Consider the following 26,423-nt stretch of genomic DNA (forward strand, 5'->3'; position numbering starts at 1 on the left):
GTACAACGCTGCGGGAGCGGGCTCGCCGTTTTGTCAGCCGGCCACCAGCACGCGAATCGCTTCCAGGCGCAGCGCGGCCTTTTCGAGCATCGCCAGGCCCTGTTCGCGCTGCTTGCGCAGGGCATCGATCTCGCTGTCACGCACGCTCGGGTTGACTGCCTTGAGCGCCGTCAGGCGAGCCAGCTCCTCGTCGGCTTCAGCGGCCAGGCGACGCTGCGCCTCGGCGACACGCTCGTCATGCACCGGCAGTACCTTCGCCTCGCCAGCGGCGATGCGCTTGGCCAAGACATCGCGCTGGGCCTGGATGAACTTGTTGGCGCTGGCCTTGGGTACGCTTTCGAGCTGGTCGTTGAGGGTTTCGAAGGCAACCCGCGGCGCCAGGTCGTTGCCATTGGTATCGAGCAGGCAGCGCAAGGCGGCCGAGGGCAGGTAGCGACCCAGTTGCAGGCTACGCGGTGCCACCACCTCGCTGACATAGAGCAGTTCGAGCAGCACGGTGCCAGGCTTGAGCGCCTTGTTCTTGATCAGCGCCACGGCGGTGTTGCCCATCGAGCCGGACAGCACCAGGTCCATGCCGCCCTGCACCATCGGGTGTTCCCAGGTCAGGAACTGCATGTCCTCGCGCGACAGGGCCTGGCCACGGTCGTAGGTGATGGTCACGCCTTCGTCGTCGCCCAGCGGGAAGCTCGCGTCGAGCATCTTCTCGCTGGGTTTGAGCACCAGCGCATTTTCCGAATGGTCTTCGCTGTCGATGCCGAAGGCGTCGAACAGGGTTTCCATATAGATAGGCAGGGCGAACTGGTCATCTTGCTCGAGAATCGCCTCGACCAGTGCCTCGCCTTCGCCAGCGCCGCCGGAGTTGAGCTCCAGCAGGCGGTCGCGGCCGCTGTGCAGCTCGGCCTCCAGGCGCTCGCGCTCGCCGCGGGCTTCAGCGACCAAGGCGCTCCAGGCGGCATTGTCGCCGCCGACCAGTTGCGCCAGCAGGCGCGTGCCGAACTGGTGCTGCAGGGCGCTGCCGGTCGGGCAGGTGTTGAGGAAGGCATTCAGGCCTTCGTGGTACCACTGGAACAGGCGCTCTTGCGGGCTGTCCTGCAGGTACGGGATGTGCAGCTGGATGGTGTGTTTCTGACCGATCCGGTCGAGGCGACCGATGCGTTGCTCGAGCAGGTCCGGGTGCGCCGGCAGGTCGAACATCACCAGGTGGTGGGCGAACTGGAAGTTGCGGCCTTCACTGCCGATTTCCGAGCAGATCAGCACCTGCGCGCCAAATTCTTCGTCGGCAAAGTACGCGGCGGCGCGGTCACGCTCAAGGATGCTCATGCCTTCATGGAATACCGTCGCGGGGATGCCGGAGCGCACACGCAGGGCGTCTTCCAGGTCCATGGCGGTCTCGGCATGGGCGCAGATCACCAGAACCTTGGTGCGTTTGAGCATCTTCAGGGTGTCGATCAGCCAATCGACCCGTGGGTCGAAGCGCCACCAGCGTTCGTCGTCGCTGCCTTCGCCCTGGGCCTGGAAGGCCACTTCCGGGTACAGCTCGGCACGCTCACCGGCGGGCAGCGCGCTGTAAGGTTCGGGGTTGGCGAGCGGGTAGGGGTGCAGTTGACGCTCGGGGAAGCCCTGGATCGCGGCGCGGGTGTTGCGGAACAGCACGCGGCCGGTGCCATGGCGGTCGAGCAATTCGCGAATCAGGCGTGCGCTGGCCTGGCTGTCGCCATCGCTGACTGCGGCCAGCAGGGCCTCGCCTTCGGCGCCAAGGAAACTGTGAATGGTGGCGTGGGCCTTGGGCGACAGGCGCCCTTCGTCGAGCAACTCCTGGACGGCTTCGGCTACTGGGCGATAGTGCTCGCTCTCGGCGCGGAAGGCGGCCAGGTCGTGGAAACGGTTGGGGTCGAGCAGGCGCAGGCGGGCGAAATGGCTGTCCTGGCCAAGCTGTTCGGGGGTGGCAGTGAGCAGCAGCACGCCAGCAATGACCTGGGCCAACTGCTCGACCAGCGCGTATTCGGCACTGGCCTGCTCCTCGTGCCATACCAGGTGGTGGGCTTCGTCGACCACCATCAGGTCCCAGCCGGCGGCGAACAGGGCGTCCTGGGCCTTTTCATCGTCGACCAGCCACTCCAGCGCCACCAGCGCCAGTTGGGCATCTTCGAACGGGTTGCTGGCATCGCTCTCGATGAAACGCTCGGCGTCGAACAGTGCCACCTGCAGGTTGAAGCGCCGGCGCATTTCGACCAGCCACTGGTGCTGAAGGTTTTCCGGAACCAGGATCAGCACGCGGCTGGCACGGCCCGTCAGCAATTGGCGGTGGATGACCAGGCCCGCCTCGATGGTCTTGCCCAAGCCTACTTCGTCGGCCAGCAATACCCGCGGGGCGATACGGTCGGCGACTTCACGGGCAATGTGCAACTGGTGGGCGATCGGCTGGGCGCGGCAGCCACCCAGGCCCCAGAGCGAGGAGAGCATCTGCTTGCTGCTGTGCTGCAGGGTGTTGTAGCGCAGCGAGAACCACGACAGCGGGTCGATCTGCCCGGCGAACAGACGGTCGCTGGCCAGGCGGAACTGGATGAAGTTCGACAGTTGCGTCTCAGGCAGGGTACGCGCCTGGTTCTGCCCGTCCAGGCCATGGTAGACCAGCAGGCCATCGACATCCTCGACCTCGCGCACGGTCAGCTTCCAGCCATCGAAGTGAGTGATCTGGTCACCCGGCGAGAAGCGCACGCGGGTCAGCGGCGCGTTGCGTAGCGAGTACTGGCGGGTATCGCCAGTGGCCGGATAGAGCACGGTCAGCAGGCGGCCATCCTGCGCCAGGATGGTTCCCAGGCCGAGCTCGGCTTCGCTGTCGCTGATCCAGCGTTGCCCCGGTTGATACTGCTGCGCCATACTGCCTGAACTCCCGCGATGAAAAAGCGCACTATCTTAACGGATAGGCCCGGCGGACCAAAGCGTTCAGCCACTTCATCGACGAATACCCTTTAGTCAACGAGGGCCTTGCGCCAACATGCCTGTCACGCACCGCTGGTTGAACCTCTCCCTGGCCGTGGGCAGCCTGGCGCTGCTCGCAGCCTGTGACCAGAAGAAGTTCGAGATCCTCGCGCCGATTCCGGTCGAGCAACTGGAAGCCCTGGGCGTTCAGACGCCGCTCAAGAGCGTGCATTTCCACGACCGCGAAGGCGAAGGTCTGCTGGTGCTCAGCCGTGTGGACGGCCAGGCGACCGATGCCGACAGCGAACAGGAAGTCGACAAGGTCGTGCTCAAGGCCACGCTCTATGGGCGTGCGAGCGAAAGCGAGGCGTTCAAGCCACGCTGGCAGATCGATCAGGAGACAACGTGCCCGGGGCTGGACCTGGATGTCGACTTCTATACCGATGTCAGCGACGTCACCGACCTGAACAAGGATGGTGTCGCCGAAGTCACCGTGGCCAGCCACGCCTTCTGTGGCGGCGGCATCGACCCGCACGACATCAGCATCGAAATGCGCGAAGGCGAGGCGATCTACAGCATCAGTGGTCAGTCGCAGATCAGCCCGGCGGGCGAGGAGCCCATCGGTGGCGAGCGCGAGGACAGTGCGTCGCTCAAGAGTGCGCCGCAGGTGTTGCGCGAACACATGGACGCGGTCTGGCAACAGGTCTACAAGCGGCCCTGGAGCGAAACCAGCCAGCCCGCTGACGACGATCCCGACGACGAAGGCGAATGATCGCGGTCTATACTTTGCAAACGGTATTGTGACCGGCCGCACAATCCCTTGCCCATGTGCTCAAGGCGTACCGTGGCTGGCCGACACAGTGGCTACAGGAGAACCGACTCATGCTGCCGCCGATCATTCCGCTCAGTGCCGTGCCCGTGACCTCGCAACAAGACCCCGTCAAGCAGAGCCCCAATATTCCTCCGGTGGTTCCGGCCCAGCCTGCCTCCAGCGATGGCACCATCGACCTCAAGCAGCAGCGCGACCCGCAGGATGAAGCCTATCGGCTGCGCGAGGAACAACGCCGCCAGCAGCAGCGCCGTCAGCAACGCCGCCAGGACGAGCAGGAAGAGCTCTACAGCGCAATGCCCGGCGATGAACTCAATGCCGACAATACCGTGCCGGTTGCGCCGCTCGGTGAGCGGCCACGCCAGGGGTTGCTGGTGGACATCGAAGTCTGAGGCGGGGCTGTTCAGCGTCGCCATCAGGCTTCATCATGAGCGCATCCGCTGTCAGTCGAGCCCGCCCATGAGCCAAGACAACCTGATCGACTTCGGCGCCGAGCGCGCCAAACGCATCCACGACATCAAGGACAAGCGCCTGGATGAAATGCGCCAGGCCTTCGAACAGGCCATGCCGTTGAGCAAAAGCAAGAAGAAGAAAGGCAAAAGCAAGCCCAAGAAGCGCTGAAAACTGATGTAGGTCAAACCTGCGCCCCCTCCTGTGCCCGGTCCCGGGCCCTATTGACCCTGGTCAATTTCTCCTCCCCGCACATTCGTTACCTTGCACACATCGGACAACGGCAACGAATCGGGAGGCCGACATGTTCTTCGACAACGTGGTGATCGCCGGTGTGGTGACAGTCGGGTTGATGTTGACGTTCTTTGCCGGTCTGGGACTTTTCATCTGGAAGGATGCGAACAAGCGCAAATCGCGTTGATCCTTCCGGGTATGAGCACGCAAGGCATTTAGGGCGACTTCGGTCGCCTATTTTTTTATCTTTTTAAAAGATGATTAGCTAGCTAATTAGTTGATTGCATTTTATTCTTCCGTTCGTTGTCTATCGTTCTATTCAATATCCCCCCGCAAGGTCCGCTTCGTGCCCATCACCCTCCAGGCCCTGTTCGCACCCACCAGCCCTGCTCTGAAGTTCGCCATCAAGACCCTGCTGGGCGGTGGACTGGCGCTGTGGCTGGCGCTGCGCTGGGGGTTGGAACAACCGGCCTGGGCCTTGATGACGGCGTTCATCGTGGCCCAGCCGCTGTCGGGCATGGTGGTGCAGAAGGGGCTGGCGCGACTGGCCGGCACCCTGGTCGGTACGTTCATGTCGGTGGTGTTCATCGGCCTGTTCGCCCAGACCCCGTGGTTGTTCCTGCTGACCCTTGCCTTGTGGCTGGCGCTCTGTACCGCTGCTTCAACCCAGTTGCGCAGTGCCTGGGCGTACGCCTTTGTGCTGGCTGGCTATACCGCAGCGATCATCGCATTGCCAGCGATCGACCACCCTTTACAGGTGTTCGACCAGGCGGTGGCGCGCTGCACCGAAATCTGCCTGGGCATCGTCTGCGCCACAGCCACCAGCGCGCTGATCTGGCCGATGCGCGTCGAGCAGCAACTCGGCGGCCAGGCGCGGCAGGCCTGGCAGAACGGCATGCAGACCGCCAGCGCCATGCTCGGCGGTGAAGACGAGGCGCGCCAGGGGCTGCTGGACATCCTTGGGCGCATCGTCGCCATCGACGTTCAGCGTGAACATGCCTGGTTCGAAGGCAGTCGTGGCCGCCAGCGGGCCCGCGCAATCCGTGGCCTGAGCCAGAAGCTGATGGTGCTGCTGCGCATTTCGCGTTCGGTGCGTCGTCAGTGGCGTCAGCTCGACGAACAGCAAGCGGCGCACCTGGCGCCCTGGCTGGAGGAGGTCCGGACCCAGTTGGCCAACCCCGATCAGCCCAGCCTTCTGTTATTGCGCCAACGTATCTGGGACGCAGCCCACGACGAACAGATCAGCCCCGCCGAGCATTTCTGCCTGGCGCGCCTGGCCCTGCTGCTGGACTTCGCCATGGCCGCCACCCAGGCGCTGCTGGATGTAGAGGAGGGGCGAACGCCCAAGGATGTATCGCTGGGCCTGGCGGCGCATCGCGACCTGCCGCTGGCGCTGCTGTTCGGTTCGCGCAGTGCGTTGGCGTTTCTGGTCATGAGCAGTTTCTGGCTGGCCACGGCCTGGCCCTCGGCCCCCGGAGGCCTGGTGCTGACCTGCGTGGTCTGCAGCCTGTTCGCCAGCCGCGAGAACGGCGCGCAGATCGGCTTGAGCTTTCTGCGTGGCATCTTGCTGGCGATTCCGGTGGCGTTTTTCGTTGGGCAGATCCTGTTGCCACAATGGAGCAGTTTCGCCTTGCTGTGTCTTGGCATGGGCGTACCGCTGTTCTTCGGTGCGCTGGGCATGGCTCATCCGCGCACGGGGCCGACGGCGACTTCGTACTGCCTGCATTTCATCGTGCTGGTGGCGCCTCTGAACGCCATGCACTTCGACGTGGCCAGCATGCTCAACAGCGCCCAGGCCATGCTCATCGGTGTGGGGGCGGCGGTACTGGCGTTTCGGTTGGTCGTGCTGCGTCATCCGAAGTGGCTGGGTCGGCGCCTGAGGGCCGCCACCCAGAGCGACCTGGTTCGCCTGACCCATCGCGACCTGCGGGGCGCCGACAGTTGGTTTGGTGGACGCATGGCCGATCGCCTGATGCAGTTGGCCCGTCATGCCAGCGAGTTGCCCGAGGCCGAGCGCAAGCGTTGGGACGATGGCCTGCATGGCTTGGACATCGGTGACGAACTGGTGCACCTGCGCATGTGCCTGGCGGTGGCCCAGGTACCGTTGGCCGGTGCCGAGCGCCAGTACCTGCAGCAACTGGAGGCGGTTCTGGCCAGTGGCCCTGCGCCTGGGCGCGGCCAGCGTCTGGATGCCGCCAGCGAGCAGTTCATCGAGGCCCTGCGCCGCCAGCCGTCGAGCGACCCGCTGCGCCTGGCTATCGGCGCGGTCCTGCAATTGCAGAAGAGCTGGGGCAAGTGGTGCCGTTGGCAGGAGGAAGTCCATGGGGTTGCGTGAGTGGGCGCTGGGCGGCGTATTGCTCAGCCCGTTTCTGATCTACGTGTTGATGGCGTTGGTGCTTACCGGGCTGTTGCGCTGGGTGGTGCAGGCGACGCCACTCGGTCGCTGGATCTGGCATGAAGCGCTGTTCGATGCGGCGTTGTTCGTCTGTGTGCTGTCGTTGGTGGTACATCTGTTGGGACCTTTGTAAGGAGTCAGTCCATGCGTACAGCGGTACGTACCCTGGTCACCCTGTGCGTGGTGGCCATTGCCGTGTTTGCCGGATATCACCTCTGGCAGTACTACATGCTTACCCCCTGGACGCGCGATGCGCGGGTGCGGGCCGATGTGGTGGTGATCGCCCCGGACGTGTCCGGCTGGGTGCGCGAACTGCGGGTACACGACAACCAGCCGGTGAAGGCCGGCGATGTATTGATGATCATCGATCACGAGCGCTTCCAGGCGGCTTTCGACCAGGCCAGTGCCGTGGCTGAAACCCGCACCCAGCAGTTGCGCCTGCGTGAGCGCGAAGCGGCTCGGCGCACGGCCCTTGGGCCGGAGGCGATCAGCGCCGAGCTGCGCGAGAACGCCCAGATCAATGCTGCCATCGCCCGTGGCGAACTGCACGAGGCGCAAGCGCAACTGCAGGTGGCCAAGATCAACCTGGCCCGTAGCGAAGTGCGCGCACCGCGCGACGGTCACATCACCAACCTGCGACTGGCCCAAGGCAACTACGTCAATACCGGGCAATCGATGATGGCGCTGGTGGACGACTCGACCTTCTATATCCAGGCCTATTTCGAGGAAACCAAGCTGCCGCGCATTCGTGTCGGGGATCCGGTGAAGGTCTGGCTGATGGGGGCGGGGGAGGCCATGCATGGGCATGTGGAGAGCATCAGCCGGGGCATCACTGACCGCAACTCGACCCCGGACGGACAGTTGTTGCCGGAGGTGGAGCCGACCTTCAACTGGGTCAGGTTGGCGCAGCGGATACCGGTGAGGATCAGGCTGGACGATATCCCCGCGGGGGTGAATCTCAGCGCCGGGATGACCGCGAGTGTGCAGGTGCGGGAGGATGAGGTGCAGCGCTGAGCCAGCTCCCACGGACGCCCGGCGTGCCCGTGGGAGCGCTTGCCATCAGGGTTGCTGGGCAGTGGCTGCCAGGACGATCTCGCGGATGCACACATGTTGCGGCTGCTGGTACGCCCAGACGATCGCCCCGGCCACATCCTCGGCCTTGAGCACTACGCCGCCCATGTCATTGGCTTTCCACGACTCGTAGTCGCGCTTGATGCCCTCGTCGGTGGTGTGGCCGAGCAGCTCGGTCTCGACCGCGCCCGGCGCGATGGTGACGACACGCACGTTGTGTGGCGCCAGCTCTTCGCGCAGGTTTTCCGACAGGCCATGCACGGCGAACTTGGTACCGACGTAGGCGACATGGTTGGGGAAGGTCTTGCGCCCGGCGACGGAGCTGACGTTGATCAGGGTGCCGGCGCGTCGTGCGACCATGCCGCTGGCCAGTACATGCACACCGTTGAGCAGGCCTTTGACGTTGATGTCGATCATCCGGTCCCACTGCTCTGGATCCTGCTCGTGCACCTGGCCCAGCAGCATCACGCCGGCATTGTTCACCAGCGCATCGGCCGGGCCGTACACGGCTTCGGCTTCGTTCACCGCCGCCACCAGTGCGGCACGGTCGCGAATGTCCACGGCGCGACACAGGCAATTGGGCAGGGCCAATGCTTCGAGACGTTCCAGGCGACGAGCGATCAGCAGCAGCGGGTGACCTGCGGCCGAGAATTGCTGGGCCGTGGCGGCCCCGATACCGGAGCTGGCGCCGGTGATGATGATCAGAGGTTTGTTCATGAGCGCCTCCAAGGCATAATCGTTTTCGATGGCCAGAATTGTAAGCATCGATCCAGGCCATGAAAAACGGCTTATTCCTCTGGCTGGCATCGGTTTTATCTATGGATATTCGTCATCTCAAGGCGTTCATCGCCGTGTTCGAAGAGCGCAACATCACCTTGGCCGCGCAGCGCCTGTGCGTGGCTCAGCCGACATTGTCAGTGACCATCCGGCAACTCGAGGAGGACCTCGGCGTCATCCTGTTCCTGCGCCAGGCCCGCGGTGTGGACGTCAGCGAGCAGGCGCGGGCGCTGTATCCGCAGGCGTGCCGCATGGTTGCTGAAGCCGAGGCGCTGCGCCTGCGCTTTCGCCAGGAGCAGGAGCGTGTCCCGCTCGTGCTGGGTATCGAGGCCGATATCGCCCCGGCCCAGGTCGAAGCATGCGTGTGTCTTGCGGCTCAGGCCGTGCCTGGGTTGCAATTGACGTTGCTGGACGGTTGCGAGGGCGATGCGCGGTTGGCCGATGAAGCTGAGCGCTGTGAGGATGAGCTCTTCCTGGCGCTGTGGGAAGAGTCGTTTGTCCTGGTCATGGCCACCGGCAGCCAGGCCGACGGTCGCTGGATCACCTGCCCGCAGCATCCTTCGCACCAGCGCCTGATGGGGCTATATGGCGAGGGTGAGCAGGTGGCACAGGCCGGATCATTGCAACTGGCGTTGGCGCTGGTCGCCGCCGGACTGGGCGCGGCCTGGTTGCCGCAGTCGCTGGCCGAGCGCCACCCAGGGGTCTACTGGCAACCAGGGCCCGGCCCGGCGCTGAGGCGTCGGGTCGGGTTGTGCTACGCCGCCCAGGCGCTGGACATTCCTGCCTTGGCGAGCTTGCAGCAGGCGCTGAGCGGCAGCAGCCTGGGTTAGAGGAACATGCCGCCGGAGACTTCCAGACGCTGCCCGGTAATCCAGCCATTACCGTCCTCAAGCAACAGGGAGATGGCTGCGCCGATATCGTCGGGCAGGCCGGCGCGGCCCAGGGCAGTATTGCTGGCCACGAAGGCGTTGACCTGCTGATTGTCACGCACGGTGCCACCCCCGAAATCGGTCTCGATGGCGCCCGGCGCCAGGATGTTCACCCGGATGCCGCGCTCACCCAACTCCTTGGCCTGGTAGCGGGTGAGCACCTCCATGGCGCCCTTCATTGCCGCGTAGGCGGAGTAACCGGGCAGCGAGAAGCGTGCCAGGCCACTTGAAATGTTGACGATGCGCCCCCCGTCGGCCAGTAGCGGAAGCAGGCGTTGGGTGAGGAAGAACGGGCCCTTGAGGTGGATGTTCAGCAATTGCTCGAACTGCGCCTCGGTGGTTTGGCTGAACAGTGCATGTATGCCGACACCGGCGTTGTTCACCAAAAAGTCGAACTGTCGGCGGGCAAAGCGTTGATCAAGGGTGTGCGCCAGGCGTTCGGCGAAGTCGGCGAAGCTTTGGCTGTCGCCGACATCCAGTTGCAGCATGGCGGCACGCACCCCAGCCTGTTCCAGGCGCTCGACCAGGGCCTGGGCTTCGTCGGCCCGGCTGTGATAGGTGCCGATGACATCGATGCCGCGGGCCGCGAGATGTTCGGCGGTGTTGCGGCCAAGGCCGCGGCTGGCGCCAGTGAGCAGAGCGATTTTACGGGTCATGTGGATTACCTCGTCGATGGAGTCTGTGCTCACAGGTTATTGGTCGACAAAAGGCTGTTAAATCCTGCTGTTTTGGAAATACTGTTCGCCATATTCGAACTATCAAGGCGGCTCGATGAACAAGCTGGAATTGTTGCGTACCTTTGTCAGGGTCAGTGAACTGTCCAGTTTCACCCTGGCGGGTGAGAGTCTTGGCTTGCCACGTTCGACTGTCTCGGAGCAGGTCCGGGCACTGGAGCGCTTGCTTGGCACGCGCCTGCTCAACCGCACCACGCGCCGCGTGCAGGCGACGCAGGACGGCCTGCTGCTCTACGAGCGCAGCAAGGATTTGCTGTCAGGCATGGACGAGATCGAGAGCCTGTTTCGCAGCGACGAGGCCGAGCTGGCCGGGCGTCTGCGTATCGACATGCCGACCATGATGGCGCGCAAGGTGGTGATGCCGGCCCTTTCAGGCTTTCTGTTGCGCTATCCGCGCCTGGAAGTGGAGCTCAGTTGCACCGACCAGCGTGTCGACCTGCTGCAAGGTGGCTTTGACTGCGTACTGCGGGTGGGCGAACTGGGTGACCCGGATGTGGCCGCCCGGCCACTGGGGCGCATGACCATGTGCAACTGCGCCAGCCCCGAATACCTTGCCCGGCATGGCGTGCCGCACACGCTGGACGATCTGGCGACGCATCAGCTCGTGCACTACGTCTCCAGGCTCGGTGCGCAGAGTCCGGGGTTCGAGTACGAAGTCGACGGGCAATCGCGTTTTCTGCCCATGAGGGGTGTGCTCACGGTGAACAATGCCGTGGCGTATTCGGCCGCGGGCCTGGCCGGCCTGGGGCTGATCCAGGTTCCAGCGGCGGGGGTTGCCGAGGACGTGCGGCGCGGTGATCTGGTACGGGTGCTCGAACCTTGGCAGGCCCGGGCCATGCCGGTGACGATGCTGTACCTGCGCCAGCGGCATGTTCCGCGCCGGGTACAGGCGTTCATGGGATGGATGGAGGCGCTGTTGACCGATCAGCTCGATCCGGCGGTGTCCGGCGCTCGCTGAAAAACCTTGGCGAAGGCGGCGCAGGTTGCGTTAGTCTGCGCAACAAACGATCTGCGCGTTGCCCGACAGAGGCAACCGTTCCCGCCTGGCGTGCGTTCCTTCCGATTTCTTTGCGAGGTAACGTCATGGCCATTACATCCCAGGATATCTGCACAGCTGCCGAGCAGCTCAACGGCTTCGTCGGTTTTCACGGCAAGCGTGGCACGCATATCGTGCGCTTTTCCGAGGACGCATTCGGTATGGATGTCGCGGATGCGAGCATCACGCCCTGCAGCGAGTTCGTCTGGCGTCCCGAGTCGGGGCGGCGTATGGCGCTCTGCCGTGAGCGTCTGGCACTGTTGCTGCGACAGCATGTGGACGATCGCCTGAACATTGGCGAGCCGCTGCGGATCTATCTGCGCCGCACCGACCTGCCGGAGATCGTCGCCGAGCGTAGCCTGCGCTGAGCGAGCAGGTTCAGTCGGGGTAGGCCAGCTTGAGAGGACCAGCCTCGCTGCGGGCGACGTTGACCTGGTTGCGGCCTTGATGCTTGGCGGTGTAGAGGGCCTTGTCGGCGTCTTCAAGCCACTGCTCGGGCGTTTTCAGTCCGGGGTGATAGGCCGAGAGGCCTATGCTCAGGCTGATGCGCAATTCCGGCAGTTGCGGGTTGCGATAGGCGCTGACCTGCTCACGCAGGCGCTCCATCGCAACGCCGGCCTGGTCTTGATCGGTGGCAGGCAGGATCAGACAGAACTCGTCACCGCCGTAGCGCCCGGCCAGGTCATCGTCGCGCAGGACGCGCTTGAGCTCGTGGCTCAGCTGGCGCAGCACGCAATCGCCGACCACGTGGCCGAAGGTGTCGTTGATGGTCTTGAAATGATCGATGTCGATCAGGGCGATGACTGCTGGGGCCTGCTGTTGGTGGCAGATCTGGAACCTCAGCAGCAGCAAGTCTTTCCATGAGCCATGGTTGAGCAGCCCGGTGAGGCTGTCGGTGCGGCTCAGGGCGCTCAGTCGACGCTTGTGGTCGGCCAGTTTGATCGCCAATTGATAGCAGACCCAACCGAGCGCCAGCGGGTAGAGCGTCAACATTGGCAGGCAGGCATAGACCTGCAATGCCGTGGCTTGCAGTTGCAGCCCGGGGCCGAACAGCGCCATGGCCAGCAGCATGCCTGTCAGTTGCGCGACCAACCCGCGCAGTACCATGCGCTTGCCGCCTGCAGCGACGTTGTTCATGGTCATCATCGACAGGATGGTCACGGTCGGCAACGGATTGAAATGAATGGCTGCAGCCCAGAAACCGCCGCTCAGCGAATCGAGCAACAGGTTGCGCTGTTCGGCGCGGTAGGGGGCAGGGGAGCGGATCGCCCATTGATAAGCCAGGTGCGGCCAGGCCAGGCCGTTGAATAGCATCAGCAGCCACACCCAGGTGGGTGGTTGCAGCGGGGCAAGTGCCGCCATGACGCTGAACAGGCCGATGCCCATGCCGATGGTCCGCGGCAGATAGATGCGCCTGACGAAGGAGAGCCCCTTGCCGCTTCTGTTGTCGATCATGTCTATCGTTCTTTTTCTGCAGAAGCCGTTTATCGCATAAGTTGCATGAATATTGTTGAACAATGATTCATGGCGGAAAAATGACCTTACAAGCCAATTCACGGTTGATCCGATCATTGTGAGGTAGCATGAAGCCTTTGTTTCTCCTCGGAGTGCTCCTGCTCATGGCCCCCATGGCTTCCCCCGCCGGCGAGCCGGCACCTTACAGGGATGGGCGTTTTTACAACCAGGCCGAGCTGCCCAAGGATGGCGTGCTCAAGAAATTGCGTATCGGCCTCAAGTATCTGCTGCTGCGCAAACCTCCCGAGACACGTCCTGCCACTCCCCCGAGCCTGCAGCCGATGACCCGCCAGCAGGTACTCGATGCCCCGGACCACAGCCTCTGGCGTCTGGGCCATTCCACGGTACTGCTAAAACTGCGTGGGCACTTCTTCATTACAGACCCGGTATTTGCCGAACGCGCCTCGCCCGTGCAATGGGCCGGCCCGCTGCGCTTCCACGCTTCGCCGCTGGCAATCGACCAGCTTCCGCCGCTGGCAGCGGTGATTCTGTCCCACGACCATTTCGATCATCTCGATGAGTCGGCCATACGCCAGCTGGCGCCAAGCACCGGCCAGTTTCTTGCACCGCTGGGCGTGGGCGATCGTTTGGTCGAGTGGGGTGTGCCGAGCGACAAGGTGCGTCAACTGGACTGGTGGCAGGAAACCGAAGTCGCAGGCGTGCGTTTCGTCGCCACACCGGCGCAGCACTTTTCTGGGCGCGGCCTGTTCGACAGTAACAGCACCTTGTGGGCGTCGTGGGTGGTGATCGATGAAGGGCTGCGCCTGTTCTTCAGTGGTGATACCGGATATTTCGAAGGCTTTCGCGAAATCGGCGAGCGCTTCGGACCCTTCGATCTGACATTGATGGAGACCGGTGCCTACAACCTGGCCTGGCCCAATGTGCATATGCAGCCTGAGCAGAGCCTGCAAGCGCACCTGGATCTGCGCGGACGCTGGATGCTGCCGATCCACAACGGAACGTTCGATCTCTCCCTGCACAGCTGGCAGGAGCCTTTCGAGCGCATCGTCGCGCTGGCGGCGCAGGCCCAGGTACCGTTGAGCACGCCACAGATGGGCGAGCGCGTCAGTCTGGATTCGCCCCATGCAGGGCAGAACTGGTGGCAGCCCAGGCCTTTGCGTCAGCGAGGCGACAGCACCGAGCGTGCAGTGGCGGTGCGCTGAGTATCAGCTTTCACGGCCCTTCTTTATTGGCGACTCTTGTTCATCATCCAGCAGCTTCGACGGCGGCTTGCCGCTGTCGCTGCGTACCTGGGCGTGGCTGATGAGGGCGAAGATGAAGCTGCCACCGATGATGTTGCCGGCCAGGGTCGGCAGGGCGAACTCCAGCCAGAAGCTGGGCCAGGTCTGCTCTCCGGCCCAGACCAGATAAGACACTTCTACCGAGCCGACGACGATATGGGTGAAGTCGCCCAGGGCCATCAGGTAGGTGATCATCAGGATGATCCAGATCTTGGCGTTCTCCATGGATGGGATCATCCAGACCATGGTCGCGATCATCCAGCCCGAGATGATGCCCTTGGCGAACATCTGGCTCGGATCTTTGTGCATCACCTTGCGCCCGATTTCGAGAAAGGCCACATCGGTCTTGCTGTCGAAGATCGGCAGCTCGAGCATCACCCAGGCCACCAGCAAGGTGCCGGCAAGATTGCCCATCAGGACCACTGTCCACAGGCGTATAAGGCGGCCGAGGTTGGCGAGGGTAGGGGCGGTCATTACCGGCAGCACGGCAGTCAGGGTGTTTTCGGTGAACAACTGTTGGCGAGCGAGGATCACGGCAAGAAAACCGGCGGCGTAGCCGAGGCTGGCAATCACCTGGCTGCTGTCGTTGTCTGGCAGGCGTGCATAGAACAGTCCCATCGCCATCAGCGACAGGCCCATGGTCAGGCCGGCGGCCAGTGCCGACCACCACAGGGCTGCCAGGGTGCGTTCCAGTTCCTGATCGCCCTGGGCGCGGATGATCTCGTGCAGTACTGCTGCGCGGGGTGGCTGGTTATGACTGACTTCCTGCTCTTCATCTGCCGACAGGCCCGGGGTTTTCTCGTTCTGCGCTTGGCTCATCGTGTCGCGCTCCTGGGATGTTTCTCTACAGATCGATTGCGCTCGAATTAGTTGCCGGTGAGCTCATGGAGGCGGATAAAAGTTTTTTTGGATCAAAGTGTTGACTCTGATTTCAAACCACGTATTATTCGCCTCCTCGCAGCGATGAACGCAGCGCGGCAGTCGGTAAGTCGTTGACGTTGAAGGCTTTTGAAAGAAAGCAGTTTGAAAAAACTTCAAAATAAACGCTTGACAGCAAGTGAGGAAAGCGTAGAATGTGCGCCTCGGTTGAGACGAAAGGCTCTTAACCAAACGCTCTTTAACAAATCGAATCAAGCAATTCGTGTGGGTGCTTGTGAGTACGGACTGATAGTCGCCAAGATTATCAGCATCACAAGTGGCCATGCGAGAAATCACATAGTCATTTGAGATTGCTGAGCCAAGTTTAGGGTTTCTTAAAAACCCAAGCAGTATTGAACTGAAGAGTTTGATCATGGCTCAGATTGAACGCTGGCGGCAGGCCTAACACATGCAAGTCGAGCGGATGACGGGAGCTTGCTCCTTGATTCAGCGGCGGACGGGTGAGTAATGCCTAGGAATCTGCCTGGTAGTGGGGGACAACGTTTCGAAAGGAACGCTAATACCGCATACGTCCTACGGGAGAAAGCAGGGGACCTTCGGGCCTTGCGCTATCAGATGAGCCTAGGTCGGATTAGCTAGTTGGTGAGGTAATGGCTCACCAAGGCGACGATCCGTAACTGGTCTGAGAGGATGATCAGTCACACTGGAACTGAGACACGGTCCAGACTCCTACGGGAGGCAGCAGTGGGGAATATTGGACAATGGGCGAAAGCCTGATCCAGCCATGCCGCGTGTGTGAAGAAGGTCTTCGGATTGTAAAGCACTTTAAGTTGGGAGGAAGGGCAGTAAGCTAATACCTTGCTGTTTTGACGTTACCGACAGAATAAGCACCGGCTAACTCTGTGCCAGCAGCCGCGGTAATACAGAGGGTGCAAGCGTTAATCGGAATTACTGGGCGTAAAGCGCGCGTAGGTGGTTCGTTAAGTTGGATGTGAAAGCCCCGGGCTCAACCTGGGAACTGCATCCAAAACTGGCGAGCTAGAGTATGGTAGAGGGTGGTGGAATTTCCTGTGTAGCGGTGAAATGCGTAGATATAGGAAGGAACACCAGTGGCGAAGGCGACCACCTGGACTGATACTGACACTGAGGTGCGAAAGCGTGGGGAGCAAACAGGATTAGATACCCTGGTAGTCCACGCCGTAAACGATGTCAACTAGCCGTTGGAATCCTTGAGATTTTAGTGGCGCAGCTAACGCATTAAGTTGACCGCCTGGGGAGTACGGCCGCAAGGTTAAAACTCAAATGAATTGACGGGGGCCCGCACAAGCGGTGGAGCATGTGGTTTAATTCGAAGCAACGCGAAGAACCTTACCAGGCCTTGACATGCAGAGAACTTTCCAGAGATGGATTGGTGCCTTCGGGAACTCTGACACAGGTGCTGCATGGCTGTCGTCAGCTCGTGTCGTGAGATGTTGGGTTAAGTCCCGTAACGAGCGCAACCCTTGTCCTTAGTTACCAGCGCGTTATGGTGGGCACTCTAAGGAGACTGCCGGTGACAAACCGGAGGAAGGTGGGGATGACGTCAAGTCATCATGGCCCTTACGGCCTGGGCTACACACGTGCTACAATGGTCGGTACAGAGGGTTGCCAAGCCGCGAGGTGGAGCTAATCTCACAAAACCGATCGTAGTCCGGATCGCAGTCTGCAACTCGACTGCGTGAAGTCGGAATCGCTAGTAATCGCGAATCAGAATGTCGCGGTGAATACGTTCCCGGGCCTTGTACACACCGCCCGTCACACCATGGGAGTGGGTTGCACCAGAAGTAGCTAGTCTAACCTTCGGGAGGACGGTTACCACGGTGTGATTCATGACTGGGGTGAAGTCGTAACAAGGTAGCCGTAGGGGAACCTGCGGCTGGATCACCTCCTTAATCGAAGACATCAGCCTGCTGATGAGCTCCCACACGAATTGCTTGATTCATTGTGAAGACGATCAAGACCCTATATAGGTCTGTAGCTCAGTTGGTTAGAGCGCACCCCTGATAAGGGTGAGGTCGGCAGTTCAAATCTGCCCAGACCTACCAATATGCGGGGCCATAGCTCAGCTGGGAGAGCGCCTGCCTTGCACGCAGGAGGTCAGCGGTTCGATCCCGCTTGGCTCCACCACTTACGCTGTACCTTGATCAGAACCTAGAAATGAACATTCGTTGATGAATGTTGATTTCTGGCTTTTGTCAGATCGTTCTTTAAAAATTCGGATATGTGATAGAAATAGACTGAATGCCAGTTTCACTGCTGGTAGTTCAGGCTAAGGTAAAATTTGTGAGTTCTCACGAATTTTCGGCGAATGTCGTCTTCACAGTATAACCAGATTGCTTGGGGTTATATGGTCAAGTGAAGAAGCGCATACGGTGGATGCCTTGGCAGTCAGAGGCGATGAAAGACGTGGTAGCCTGCGATAAGCTTTGGGGAGTCGGCAAACAGACTGTGATCCAGAGATCTCTGAATGGGGGAACCCACTCAGCATAAGCTGAGTATCTTGTACTGAATCCATAGGTGCAAGAGGCGAACCAGGGGAACTGAAACATCTAAGTACCCTGAGGAAAAGAAATCAACCGAGATTCCCTTAGTAGTGGCGAGCGAACGGGGACCAGCCCTTAAGTTGATTTGAGATTAGTGGAACGCTCTGGAAAGTGCGGCCATAGTGGGTGATAGCCCCGTACACGAAAGTCTCTTTTCAATGAAATCGAGTAGGACGGAGCACGAGAAACTTTGTCTGAACATGGGGGGACCATCCTCCAAGGCTAAATACTACTGACTGACCGATAGTGAACCAGTACCGTGAGGGAAAGGCGAAAAGAACCCCGGAGAGGGGAGTGAAATAGAACCTGAAACCGTATGCGTACAAGCAGTGGGAGCCTACTTTGTTAGGTGACTGCGTACCTTTTGTATAATGGGTCAGCGACTTATATTCAGTGGCGAGCTTAACCGAATAGGGGAGGCGTAGCGAAAGCGAGTCTTAATAGGGCGCTTTAGTCGCTGGGTATAGACCCGAAACCGGGCGATCTATCCATGGGCAGGTTGAAGGTTAGGTAACACTGACTGGAGGACCGAACCGACTACCGTTGAAAAGTTAGCGGATGACCTGTGGATCGGAGTGAAAGGCTAATCAAGCTCGGAGATAGCTGGTTCTCCTCGAAAGCTATTTAGGTAGCGCCTCATGTATCACTGCTGGGGGTAGAGCACTGTTTCGGCTAGGGGGTCATCCCGACTTACCAAACCGATGCAAACTCCGAATACCAGCAAGTGCCGAGCATGGGAGACACACGGCGGGTGCTAACGTCCGTCGTGAAAAGGGAAACAACCCAGACCGTCAGCTAAGGTCCCAAAGTCATGGTTAAGTGGGAAACGATGTGGGAAGGCTTAGACAGCTAGGAGGTTGGCTTAGAAGCAGCCACCCTTTAAAGAAAGCGTAATAGCTCACTAGTCGAGTCGGCCTGCGCGGAAGATGTAACGGGGCTCAAACCATGCACCGAAGCTACGGGTATCACCTTTGGTGATGCGGTAGAGGAGCGTTCTGTAAGCCTGTGAAGGTGAGTTGAGAAGCTTGCTGGAGGTATCAGAAGTGCGAATGCTGACATGAGTAACGACAATGCGAGTGAAAAACTCGCACGCCGAAAGACCAAGGTTTCCTGCGCAACGTTAATCGACGCAGGGTTAGTCGGTCCCTAAGGCGAGGCTGAAAAGCGTAGTCGATGGAAAACAGGTTAATATTCCTGTACTTCCAGTTATTGCGATGGAGGGACGGAGAAGGTTAGGCCAGCCTGGCGTTGGTTGTCCAGGTTTAAGGTGGTAGGCTGAAATCTTAGGCAAATCCGGGATTTCAAGGCCGAGAGCTGATGACGAGCGCTCTTTAGAGTGCGAAGTGGTTGATACCATGCTTCCAAGAAAAGCTCCTAAGCTTCAGATAACTGGGAACCGTACCCCAAACCGACACAGGTGGTTAGGTAGAGAATACCAAGGCGCTTGAGAGAACTCGGGTGAAGGAACTAGGCAAAATGGCACCGTAACTTCGGGAGAAGGTGCGCCGGCGAGGGTGAAGGACTTGCTCCGTAAGCCCATGCCGGTCGAAGATACCAGGCCGCTGCGACTGTTTATTAAAAACACAGCACTCTGCAAACACGAAAGTGGACGTATAGGGTGTGACGCCTGCCCGGTGCCGGAAGGTTAATTGATGGGGTTAGCGCAAGCGAAGCTCTTGATCGAAGCCCCGGTAAACGGCGGCCGTAACTATAACGGTCCTAAGGTAGCGAAATTCCTTGTCGGGTAAGTTCCGACCTGCACGAATGGCGTAACGATGGCGGCGCTGTCTCCACCCGAGACTCAGTGAAATTGAAATCGCTGTGAAGATGCAGTGTATCCGCGGCTAGACGGAAAGACCCCGTGAACCTTTACTATAGCTTTGCACTGGACTTTGAGCTTGCTTGTGTAGGATAGGTGGGAGGCTTTGAAGTGGGGACGCCAGTTCTCATGGAGCCATCCTTGAAATACCACCCTAGCAACCTTGAGGTTCTAACTCAGGTCCGTGATCCGGATCGAGGACAGTGTATGGTGGGTAGTTTGACTGGGGCGGTCTCCTCCCAAAGAGTAACGGAGGAGTACGAAGGTGCGCTCAGACCGGTCGGAAATCGGTCGTAGAGTATAAAGGCAAAAGCGCGCTTGACTGCGAGACACACACGTCGAGCAGGTACGAAAGTAGGTCTTAGTGATCCGGTGGTTCTGTATGGAAGGGCCATCGCTCAACGGATAAAAGGTACTCCGGGGATAACAGGCTGATACCGCCCAAGAGTTCATATCGACGGCGGTGTTTGGCACCTCGATGTCGGCTCATCACATCCTGGGGCTGAAGCCGGTCCCAAGGGTATGGCTGTTCGCCATTTAAAGTGGTACGCGAGCTGGGTTTAGAACGTCGTGAGACAGTTCGGTCCCTATCTGCCGTGGACGTTTGAGATTTGAGAGGGGCTGCTCCTAGTACGAGAGGACCGGAGTGGACGAACCTCTGGTGTTCCGGTTGTCACGCCAGTGGCATTGCCGGGTAGCTATGTTCGGAAGAGATAACCGCTGAAAGCATCTAAGCGGGAAACTTGCCTCAAGATGAGATCTCACTGGGATCTTGAATCCCCTGAAGGGCCGTCGAAGACTACGACGTTGATAGGTTGGGTGTGTAAGCGCTGTGAGGCGTTGAGCTAACCAATACTAATTGCCCGTGAGGCTTGACCATATAACACCCAAGCAATTTGCCTTGCAGATTGTGGTGGTGAAGACGAAACGAACCGAAAGTTCGAAGCGACCCACAAAGATCACATATCCGAATTGGCTGGCGTGTCTGCAAAGACGCACTGGCAACCGAATTTCTTGACGACCATAGAGCATTGGAACCACCTGATCCCATCCCGAACTCAGCAGTGAAACGATGCATCGCCGATGGTAGTGTGGGGCTTCCCCATGTGAGAGTAGGTCATCGTCAAGATTCATTTCGCAAAACCCCTATCTGCGCGAGCAGGTAGGGGTTTTGTCTTTCTGGCGTTCGCCAGGTCGCATCGCTCCCCCACGCCGACACCATGCACGCCACGGGACAAGCCTGCCTCTACAGGGTATGGTGCACCTCTATTCCTCCCTGACCCGGCTCGCATGCGCTACGACCTCACCAGCCTGGACCTGTTCATCACTGTCGCCCAGGAGCGCAATCTAACGCGCGCTGCCGGTATCAAGCACCTGGCAGTCTCGGCGATCAGCAAGCGCATCAGCGAACTCGAGGCGCAGATCGGGTCGCCGCTTCTGATTCGCAACGCGCGCGGTGTCGAGTTGACGCCTGCCGGCCAGTCCCTGCTCTATTACGCCCGTCAGCTCAAACAGACCATGGCACAGCTGGACAACGAACTCAGCGAGTTCGCCGCAGGGGTCAAGGGTCATATCCGCATCCACGCCATCACTTCGGCGCTGTCGCAGTTCCTGCCCCAGGACATGGCTGGCTTCGCCCAGCTTTACCCACAGATCAAGTTCGATATCGAGGAAGGTATTGGCTCGGCGGTCGTCCGGGCTGTGGCCGACGATCACGCCGACCTCGGTATCATCTCCTCGCACACAGCCCCGTTGGGGCTTGAAACCCTGCCTTACCGGCACGATGAATTGGTGTTGGTGGTGCCAACACAGCACGATCTGGCCAAGCGCCGCACCGTGCAGTTCAGCGAGGTGCTGGCGTATGAGTTCGTTGGCCCGCACCTGGACAGTACCCTGTACGGCCTGCTCACCGAACAGGCCAAAACAATGGGGCAACCGCTCAAGCTACGCATCCGTATCAGCAGCTTCGACTGCATGTGTCGCATGGTCGCCAATGGCCTAGGTATTACCGTTCTGCCGCGTAGCGCGGTTGAGCCCTACGTGCGCAGCCATCGCCTCAAGCGTGTGACCTTGTCGGAGCCCTGGGCCCATCGTTCATTGCTGCTGGTATTCAAGAAGTACGAGGTCGCCTCGCCGACGCTCAAGACCTTCATCGATCACCTGCGCGCACCCTCCCAGCCATAACATCCCTTCGAGCGTTCTCCGATGGAGAACGCTGACGTGGTAATCGATCAATTTTCACTCCGCGCTCCAGCGCCTAGAATTGGCCGACCTGCAGCGTCGTCGCCTGGACGACGACATGACAACGACAAGAAGCCGAGCGACACGCGCATGATCGACAATGCCCACCTGATGAGCCCCCTGCAGATCGACCAGGATCGCTTCACCTACCTCGATCTCAAGAAACTGCTGGCTCCCACCCAACTGCAACGCCTGCCTTACGCCATCCGCATCCTTCTGGAGAACGTGGCGCGCTGCGCTCCCGAGGCGCTGGATGCCGTGCTTGCCCGCGCCGTCGGCGATGGACCGGACTGCGAGGTGCCATTCCAGCCCAACCGCCTGATGTTCCACGACACCACGTGCCTGCCGGCCTTGGCCGATTTTGCTGGAATGCGTGATGTGGTCGCCGAGCTCGGCGGCGACCCGGCGGCGATGAACCCGCTTATTCCTGCGGTGCTGACCATCGACCATTCGGTGATCGTCGAACACTACGCAGAAGCCGATGCGGTGGAGCAGAACCTCGAGATCGATTTTCGTCGCAACAGCGAGCGCTATCGCTTCATCAAATGGGCGCAGAAGAGCCTGGACAATTTTGCTGTCATTCCACCGGGTACAGGCATCATCCACCAGATGAACATGGAGGCCCTGGCCAAGGTGGTGTGGGAAACCCGCACCGCCGAGGGTCAGCGTTTGCTGCACCCTGACGACATGGTTGCCACCGACAGCCACACGCCGATGATCAACGCCATCGGCGTGCTTGGCTGGGGTGTCGGTGGCCTGGAAGGGCAGGCGGCGATGGTGGGGGAGCCGGTGCCGATCAACTTCCCTCAGGTTATCGGTTTTCGCGTCAGCAACGCCCTGCGCCCTGGGGTGACCGCCACCGACCTGTCGCTGCACGTGGCCGAGATCCTGCGCCAGCGTTCGGTGGTGGGTAAGTTCGTCGAGTTCACAGGCCCGGGTTTATCGAACCTCGGCTGGGCTGCGCGTGGCACGGTATCGAACATGGCGCCCGAGTATGGCGCCACCGTGGTGTTCTTCCCCTTCGATGACCAGACCCTCGATTACCTCAAGCTCAGCGGTCGCTCCGCCGAGCTGTGCCTGCAGGCCGCCACCTACCTGCAGGTTCAGGGGCTCTATCGCCACGACGACCTGCCGGAGCCTGAGTTCGACGAACTGATCGAGCTCGACCTTGCCAGCATCGAGCCCAGCGTCGCAGGCCCCTACCAGCCGCACCAGCGTCAGCCGCTGTCGCGCGCCGGTGAGTCGTTCCGTGAACAGGTGCTGGGCGGAAGCGAGCTGATCGGTAATCGCTACCTCGAGCCCAGCTTCGGCGAGGCCATCGACCATGGCGCGGTGGTGCTTTCGGCCATCACCAGTTGCACCAACACCGCCAATCCCGCGCAGATGATCCAGGCCGGTCTGCTGGCCCGTCGCGCGCGGCACTTGGGGCTCAAGCGCAAGCCTTGGGTGAAGACCTCGCTGTCGCCCGGTTCGCAGGTGGTGGCTGATTACCTGAGCGAAGCCGACTTGCTGCAGGACTTCTCCGCCCTGGGTTTCGACCTGGCCGGGTTCGGTTGCATGACCTGCATCGGCAACTCCGGCAAGCTCGAGACGCATGTCGAGGCCTTTGCCGATCAAGGCCTGAAGGGGGTGGTGGTGCTTTCGGGCAACCGCAACTTCGAAGGTAGGGTAAACCCCAAGGTACCTGCAGGCTACCTGGCGTCGCCTGCACTGTGCGTCGCCTTCGCCATTGCCGGGCGCATCGATATCGACCTGACCCGCGAACCGCTCGGTCAGGATAGCGGCGGTAACCCGATTCACCTGCACGACCTGATGCCCGCGGATGACGAAGTGCAGGCGCTGGTGGCCCAGGTGGTCAAGCCCGAGTTCTTCCAGCAGCGCCTGGCCACGGTGTGGGACGGCACCCATCATTGGCAGGCCCTCTCGGCCGAGGGCAGCGTGCTGTTCCCCTGGGATGCGCGCTCGACCTACCTGCGCCGCCCGCAGTACCTGGCCGATATCCAGGCCGAACCCAAGGCGAGCCTGGCCATCGAGAACGCCCGCACGTTGATGGTGCTGGGGGACAATGTCACCACCGACCATATCTCTCCGGCCGGCGCGATTCCCGCCAGTAGCCTGGCTGGCCAGTGGCTGCTGGCTCGCGGCGAACAACCACAGGACCTCAATCAGTATTCGACCCGGCGCAGCAACCACGAAGTCATGCTGCGCGGTGCCTTCACCAACAAGTCGGTGAAAAACCGTCTGCTCAGTGACACCCACCCAGGCGTCGGCGCCTGGGCCTGGAATGCCGACCACAGTCAGTGCCTGCCGCTTTACGAAGCCGCGCAGAGCTATGCCGGTACCCCCATGGTGGTGTTCGCCGGTATCAACTACGGTGCGGGCTCCAGTCGCGATTGGGCGGCCAAGGCCCAGGCATTGCTCGGCGTGCGAGCCGTGGTGGCGCGCAGCATCGAGCGTATCCACCGCAGCAACCTGATCGGCATGGGTGTGCTGCCGTTGCTGTTCCCGACAGGGCAGGGCGTCGAAGACCTGCAGCTCGACGGCAGCGAGCAGTTCGACTTCATCGGCCTCGACGAACTGAGGGTCGGTGACAACCGTATCCGCCTGCAGGTGCGCCGCATCGATGGTGGTGTCGATGAGGCCGAGCTCATCGCACGGTTCGACTCGCAGCAGGAGATCCGCTACCTCAGCAATGGCGGTGTACTGCCCTACGTCATTCGCAAGGTGGTGCAACGCACCCGCGGCTGAGGCCCCGGCACGAACGGTTGAACAGGGCGCGGACTTGCCTGGCAGCTCCGCGTCCCTGACCATGGGCAGCCAGCCAGGTGATCCACCTATCCGCAACTGGGAGAACGACCCTTATGTACGCCTATGTCGGTTCGCGCACCACCCGGGAGCGCAACGCCCGCGGCGATGGCATCACCGTCTACCGCCTCGATCAGGCCAACGGCAGCCTGGAGCAGGTCCAGGTCGTCGGCGACCTGGTCAACCCGTCCTTCCTGGCGCTGAATCGAGCCGGGGACCGGCTCTATACGGTGCATGGCGACCTCGACGAGGTCAGCGCCTTCACCGTCGACAAGGCCACTGGTCGGCTCACGTTCCTCAACCGGCAGCGCTGCGAAGGCAAGAATCCGGTGCACCTGGCACTGGACCCGAGCGAGCGCTTCCTGTTGGTCTCGAACCACATCACCGGCACGCTTGCCGTGCTCAATGTCGAACAGGACGGCCGCCTCGGCACCCTCAACCAGTTGCTCGAGCTCGAGGGCCGGATCGGCCCGCATCGTATCGAGCAGCCCTTTGCCAAGCCGCACTTCAACCTCTTCGATGCCTCGGGCCGGTTCGTCCTGGTGCCGGACAAGGGGCTGGATCGGATATTCAGTTTTCGCTTCGACAACGGCCGGCTGCATCCCGCCGAGCAGCCTTTCGTCACTACCCGAGAAGGTGCCGGACCGCGTCATGTCGCACTGCACCCGAAGGCGCCGTTCGCCTATGTGATCAATGAATTGGATTCGACCGTCACCACCTACCGCTTCGACCCCCACAGCGGGGCACTGCAGCCGTTGCAGATACTCCCGTCGCTTCCGTCGAGCTACACCGGCAACAGCCGTGCCTCGGAGATCGAGATCGACCGCAGCGGTCGCTTCGTCTACGCCTCCAACCGCGGCTATGACAGCCTTGCCGTGTATGCGGTCGATGTCGCCAGCGGCCTGCTGAGCCTGATCGAAGTGCAGCCCAGTGGCGGCAAGACCCCACGCTTCTTCGCCCTCACTCCCAATCAGCGGTTCCTCTTCGCGCTCAACGAAGACAGTGACAGCATCGTGGCTTTCGCCGTCGATCCCGAGCAGGGGAGGTTGCGCCAGACCGGTTTCCCGGTGTCCACCGGCAGCCCGGTGTGCATGGTCTTTTCTGCCTGAGCTGATTCCTGGATCGGTGAGGGCCTTTTCGCGGGCAAGCCCGGTCCCACAGCCAGTCGCTGTAATCATCAGTCCCACTCATAGCCCAGCGGAGTTCCAATGACTCTCACTATCCCCAAGGCCGTCCTCGAAGAACTCGCCCCCGATGGCGTCCTGCGTGCTGCCATCAACTACGGCAACCCGGTCCTCGCCCAACGCGGCCCTGATGGCGAGCCCCAGGGCGTCTCGGTCGCCCTGGCCAGGCAGTTGGCTGAAGAACTGGGCGTGCGCCTTGAGATGCGCACCTTCGACGCCGCGGGCAAGGTATTCGCCGCGCTGGAGGAGGGCGCCTGGACCTTGGCTTTCCTCGCCATCGAACCGGTGCGCGAGACGCAGATCGCCTTCAGCGAGCCCTACGTGCTGATCGAGGGCACCTACCTGGTCAGGAAAGACGCCCCCTTCCAGCGCGTCGACGAGCTCGACCAATCCGGCCTGCGCCTGGCCGTCGGCAAGGGCGCGGCCTACGACCTCTACCTCAGCCGCACCCTGCAGCATGCCGAACTGTGCCGCGCCGACACCTCCGCCGCTGCCGTCGATCTGTTTGTCGAAGAAAACCTCGACGCCGCCGCGGGTGTGCGCCAGCCTTTGCAGAAGGTCGCCGACGCCGATCCACGCTACCGTGTGCTCGACGGTGCGTTCACCGCGATCCGCCAGGCCATGGCTGTTCCGAGGGGCTGCGACAATTCGGCAGCATTCGTACGTGACTTTGTCGAGCGTTGCCTGCGTCAAGGCTTTGTTCGGGGGGCTTTGCTGGCCACCGGACAGACCGATGTCAGCGCACCGCGCTGACCGTCCCTGGACTCCACCCACGTCCAA

The 26,423-nt window shown here is 61.1% G+C and carries 20 protein-coding genes, 2 tRNA genes and 3 rRNA genes; 20 read left to right on the forward strand and 5 right to left on the reverse strand.

What is annotated here, in order from left to right:
- Nucleotides 1–33 precede the first annotated feature (33 nt).
- Nucleotides 34–2,880 (reverse strand): RNA polymerase-associated protein RapA, encoded by a 2,847-nt coding sequence (gene rapA, locus ACTYOL_RS06665; RefSeq protein ID WP_112897635.1) that lies wholly within the window; start codon nt 2,878–2,880, stop codon nt 34–36.
- 118 nt (nt 2,881–2,998) lie between these two features.
- Here rapA and ACTYOL_RS06670 point away from each other — a divergent pair, with 118 nt between their 5' ends.
- From ACTYOL_RS06670 to ACTYOL_RS06700, 7 genes are all read left to right on the forward strand, one after another.
- The gene (locus ACTYOL_RS06670; protein ID WP_444757688.1) at nt 2,999–3,694 is read left to right on the forward strand and encodes a M949_RS01915 family surface polysaccharide biosynthesis protein; all 696 of its coding nucleotides are present in this window, start codon (nt 2,999–3,001) and stop codon (nt 3,692–3,694) included.
- Between the two features lie 110 nt (nt 3,695–3,804).
- On the forward strand, nt 3,805–4,143 hold the full coding sequence (locus tag ACTYOL_RS06675; protein ID WP_054891742.1) for a hypothetical protein: 339 nt from the start codon (nt 3,805–3,807) through the stop codon (nt 4,141–4,143).
- Nucleotides 4,144–4,210: 67 nt separating this feature from the next.
- Nucleotides 4,211–4,372: a hypothetical protein gene (locus ACTYOL_RS06680; protein ID WP_172964788.1), complete on the forward strand. Its 162-nt coding sequence runs from the start codon at nt 4,211–4,213 to the stop codon at nt 4,370–4,372.
- Between the two features lie 133 nt (nt 4,373–4,505).
- Complete coding sequence (gene ccoM / locus ACTYOL_RS06685; protein WP_054891741.1) at nt 4,506–4,622, forward strand: cytochrome c oxidase subunit CcoM; 117 nt, start codon at nt 4,506–4,508, stop codon at nt 4,620–4,622.
- 159 nt (nt 4,623–4,781) lie between these two features.
- On the forward strand, nt 4,782–6,770 hold the full coding sequence (locus tag ACTYOL_RS06690; protein ID WP_063543512.1) for an FUSC family protein: 1,989 nt from the start codon (nt 4,782–4,784) through the stop codon (nt 6,768–6,770).
- Nucleotides 6,757–6,963, forward strand: a complete 207-nt coding sequence (locus ACTYOL_RS06695) for a DUF1656 domain-containing protein (protein ID WP_054891739.1) — start codon at nt 6,757–6,759, stop codon at nt 6,961–6,963. The genes ACTYOL_RS06690 and ACTYOL_RS06695 overlap by 14 nt, the downstream gene beginning before the upstream one ends.
- Nucleotides 6,964–6,974: 11 nt before the next feature.
- A complete protein-coding gene (locus ACTYOL_RS06700; RefSeq protein WP_200603518.1) occupies nt 6,975–7,844 on the forward strand; it encodes an efflux RND transporter periplasmic adaptor subunit in 870 nt (289 codons plus the stop codon).
- Between the two features lie 45 nt (nt 7,845–7,889).
- On the opposite strand, the gene ACTYOL_RS06705 is transcribed toward ACTYOL_RS06700, so the two are convergent.
- Nucleotides 7,890–8,618, reverse strand: coding sequence for an SDR family oxidoreductase (locus tag ACTYOL_RS06705; protein ID WP_200603517.1), 729 nt, complete (start codon nt 8,616–8,618; stop codon nt 7,890–7,892).
- Between the two features lie 101 nt (nt 8,619–8,719).
- On the opposite strand from ACTYOL_RS06705, the gene ACTYOL_RS06710 reads away from it, so the two are divergent.
- Entirely contained in the window at nt 8,720–9,508 is a 789-nt protein-coding gene (locus ACTYOL_RS06710) for a LysR family transcriptional regulator (protein WP_200603516.1), read from the forward strand.
- On the opposite strand, the gene ACTYOL_RS06715 is transcribed toward ACTYOL_RS06710, so the two are convergent.
- Entirely contained in the window at nt 9,505–10,263 is a 759-nt protein-coding gene (locus tag ACTYOL_RS06715) for an SDR family NAD(P)-dependent oxidoreductase (RefSeq protein ID WP_200603515.1), read from the reverse strand. The genes ACTYOL_RS06710 and ACTYOL_RS06715 overlap by 4 nt on opposite strands.
- Before the next feature lie 115 nt (nt 10,264–10,378).
- On the opposite strand from ACTYOL_RS06715, the gene ACTYOL_RS06720 reads away from it, so the two are divergent.
- Both ACTYOL_RS06720 and ACTYOL_RS06725 read left to right on the forward strand, forming a co-directional pair.
- Nucleotides 10,379–11,299, forward strand: coding sequence for a LysR family transcriptional regulator (locus ACTYOL_RS06720; protein WP_444757689.1), 921 nt, complete (start codon nt 10,379–10,381; stop codon nt 11,297–11,299).
- Between the two features lie 125 nt (nt 11,300–11,424).
- Nucleotides 11,425–11,745, forward strand: coding sequence for a DUF2025 family protein (locus ACTYOL_RS06725; protein ID WP_054891734.1), 321 nt, complete (start codon nt 11,425–11,427; stop codon nt 11,743–11,745).
- Nucleotides 11,746–11,755: 10 nt separating this feature from the next.
- Here ACTYOL_RS06725 and ACTYOL_RS06730 read toward each other — a convergent pair whose 3' ends face one another.
- Entirely contained in the window at nt 11,756–12,832 is a 1,077-nt protein-coding gene (locus tag ACTYOL_RS06730; RefSeq protein WP_197892754.1) for a diguanylate cyclase, read from the reverse strand.
- A 128-nt stretch (nt 12,833–12,960) separates the two neighbouring features.
- Between ACTYOL_RS06730 and ACTYOL_RS06735 the strand changes: the two genes are divergently transcribed.
- Nucleotides 12,961–14,055 carry an MBL fold metallo-hydrolase gene (locus ACTYOL_RS06735; protein ID WP_200603513.1) on the forward strand — a complete coding sequence of 365 codons (1,095 nt, stop codon included), beginning with the start codon at nt 12,961–12,963 and terminating at the stop codon, nt 14,053–14,055.
- A gap of 3 nt (nt 14,056–14,058) precedes the next feature.
- Here ACTYOL_RS06735 and ACTYOL_RS06740 read toward each other — a convergent pair whose 3' ends face one another.
- Nucleotides 14,059–14,952 carry a formate/nitrite transporter family protein gene (locus ACTYOL_RS06740; protein WP_444757690.1) on the reverse strand — a complete coding sequence of 298 codons (894 nt, stop codon included), beginning with the start codon at nt 14,950–14,952 and terminating at the stop codon, nt 14,059–14,061.
- A gap of 454 nt (nt 14,953–15,406) precedes the next feature.
- Here ACTYOL_RS06740 and ACTYOL_RS06745 point away from each other — a divergent pair.
- From ACTYOL_RS06745 to ACTYOL_RS06785, 9 genes are all read left to right on the forward strand, one after another.
- Nucleotides 15,407–16,943 (forward strand): 16S ribosomal RNA (locus tag ACTYOL_RS06745).
- A 76-nt stretch (nt 16,944–17,019) separates the two neighbouring features.
- Nucleotides 17,020–17,096 (forward strand) — tRNA-Ile (locus ACTYOL_RS06750).
- 6 nt (nt 17,097–17,102) lie between these two features.
- A tRNA-Ala gene (locus ACTYOL_RS06755) sits at nt 17,103–17,178 on the forward strand.
- A 222-nt stretch (nt 17,179–17,400) separates the two neighbouring features.
- Nucleotides 17,401–20,293, forward strand: a 23S ribosomal RNA gene (locus tag ACTYOL_RS06760).
- A gap of 133 nt (nt 20,294–20,426) precedes the next feature.
- A 5S ribosomal RNA gene (gene rrf, locus ACTYOL_RS06765) occupies nt 20,427–20,542 on the forward strand.
- Together the 16S, 23S and 5S rRNA genes with 2 tRNA genes alongside form the textbook arrangement of a ribosomal RNA operon.
- 161 nt (nt 20,543–20,703) lie before the next feature.
- A complete protein-coding gene (locus ACTYOL_RS06770; protein ID WP_444757691.1) occupies nt 20,704–21,597 on the forward strand; it encodes a LysR family transcriptional regulator in 894 nt (297 codons plus the stop codon).
- A 147-nt stretch (nt 21,598–21,744) separates the two neighbouring features.
- On the forward strand, nt 21,745–24,402 hold the full coding sequence (acnA, locus tag ACTYOL_RS06775; RefSeq protein ID WP_444757692.1) for an aconitate hydratase AcnA: 2,658 nt from the start codon (nt 21,745–21,747) through the stop codon (nt 24,400–24,402).
- A 113-nt stretch (nt 24,403–24,515) separates the two neighbouring features.
- Complete coding sequence (locus ACTYOL_RS06780; RefSeq protein ID WP_444757693.1) at nt 24,516–25,568, forward strand: lactonase family protein; 1,053 nt, start codon at nt 24,516–24,518, stop codon at nt 25,566–25,568.
- 99 nt (nt 25,569–25,667) lie between these two features.
- Nucleotides 25,668–26,396, forward strand: coding sequence for a transporter substrate-binding domain-containing protein (locus ACTYOL_RS06785; protein ID WP_444757694.1), 729 nt, complete (start codon nt 25,668–25,670; stop codon nt 26,394–26,396).
- The last annotated feature ends 27 nt before the right edge of the window (nt 26,397–26,423 follow it).

This window comes from Pseudomonas sp. A014 (assembly GCF_052378495.1).
Taxonomy (GTDB): Bacteria; Pseudomonadota; Gammaproteobacteria; order Pseudomonadales; family Pseudomonadaceae; genus Aquipseudomonas; species Aquipseudomonas machongensis.

Excerpts from the sequence above, each read along its gene's own strand:
- rapA (WP_112897635.1), bottom strand. The coding sequence starts at position 2,880 with ATGGCGCAGCAGTATCAACCGGGGCAACGCTGGATCAGCGACAGCGAA.
- ACTYOL_RS06670 (WP_444757688.1), top strand. The coding sequence starts at position 2,999 with ATGCCTGTCACGCACCGCTGGTTGAACCTCTCCCTGGCCGTGGGCAGC.
- ACTYOL_RS06675 (WP_054891742.1), top strand. The coding sequence starts at position 3,805 with ATGCTGCCGCCGATCATTCCGCTCAGTGCCGTGCCCGTGACCTCGCAA.
- ACTYOL_RS06680 (WP_172964788.1), top strand. The coding sequence starts at position 4,211 with ATGAGCCAAGACAACCTGATCGACTTCGGCGCCGAGCGCGCCAAACGC.
- ccoM (WP_054891741.1), top strand. The coding sequence starts at position 4,506 with ATGTTCTTCGACAACGTGGTGATCGCCGGTGTGGTGACAGTCGGGTTG.
- ACTYOL_RS06695 (WP_054891739.1), top strand. The coding sequence starts at position 6,757 with ATGGGGTTGCGTGAGTGGGCGCTGGGCGGCGTATTGCTCAGCCCGTTT.
- ACTYOL_RS06700 (WP_200603518.1), top strand. The coding sequence starts at position 6,975 with ATGCGTACAGCGGTACGTACCCTGGTCACCCTGTGCGTGGTGGCCATT.
- ACTYOL_RS06705 (WP_200603517.1), bottom strand. The coding sequence starts at position 8,618 with ATGAACAAACCTCTGATCATCATCACCGGCGCCAGCTCCGGTATCGGG.
- ACTYOL_RS06710 (WP_200603516.1), top strand. The coding sequence starts at position 8,720 with ATGGATATTCGTCATCTCAAGGCGTTCATCGCCGTGTTCGAAGAGCGC.
- ACTYOL_RS06715 (WP_200603515.1), bottom strand. The coding sequence starts at position 10,263 with ATGACCCGTAAAATCGCTCTGCTCACTGGCGCCAGCCGCGGCCTTGGC.
- ACTYOL_RS06720 (WP_444757689.1), top strand. The coding sequence starts at position 10,379 with ATGAACAAGCTGGAATTGTTGCGTACCTTTGTCAGGGTCAGTGAACTG.
- ACTYOL_RS06725 (WP_054891734.1), top strand. The coding sequence starts at position 11,425 with ATGGCCATTACATCCCAGGATATCTGCACAGCTGCCGAGCAGCTCAAC.
- ACTYOL_RS06730 (WP_197892754.1), bottom strand. The coding sequence starts at position 12,832 with ATGATCGACAACAGAAGCGGCAAGGGGCTCTCCTTCGTCAGGCGCATC.
- ACTYOL_RS06735 (WP_200603513.1), top strand. The coding sequence starts at position 12,961 with ATGAAGCCTTTGTTTCTCCTCGGAGTGCTCCTGCTCATGGCCCCCATG.
- ACTYOL_RS06740 (WP_444757690.1), bottom strand. The coding sequence starts at position 14,952 with ATGAGCCAAGCGCAGAACGAGAAAACCCCGGGCCTGTCGGCAGATGAA.
- ACTYOL_RS06770 (WP_444757691.1), top strand. The coding sequence starts at position 20,704 with ATGCGCTACGACCTCACCAGCCTGGACCTGTTCATCACTGTCGCCCAG.
- acnA (WP_444757692.1), top strand. The coding sequence starts at position 21,745 with ATGATCGACAATGCCCACCTGATGAGCCCCCTGCAGATCGACCAGGAT.
- ACTYOL_RS06780 (WP_444757693.1), top strand. The coding sequence starts at position 24,516 with ATGTACGCCTATGTCGGTTCGCGCACCACCCGGGAGCGCAACGCCCGC.
- ACTYOL_RS06785 (WP_444757694.1), top strand. The coding sequence starts at position 25,668 with ATGACTCTCACTATCCCCAAGGCCGTCCTCGAAGAACTCGCCCCCGAT.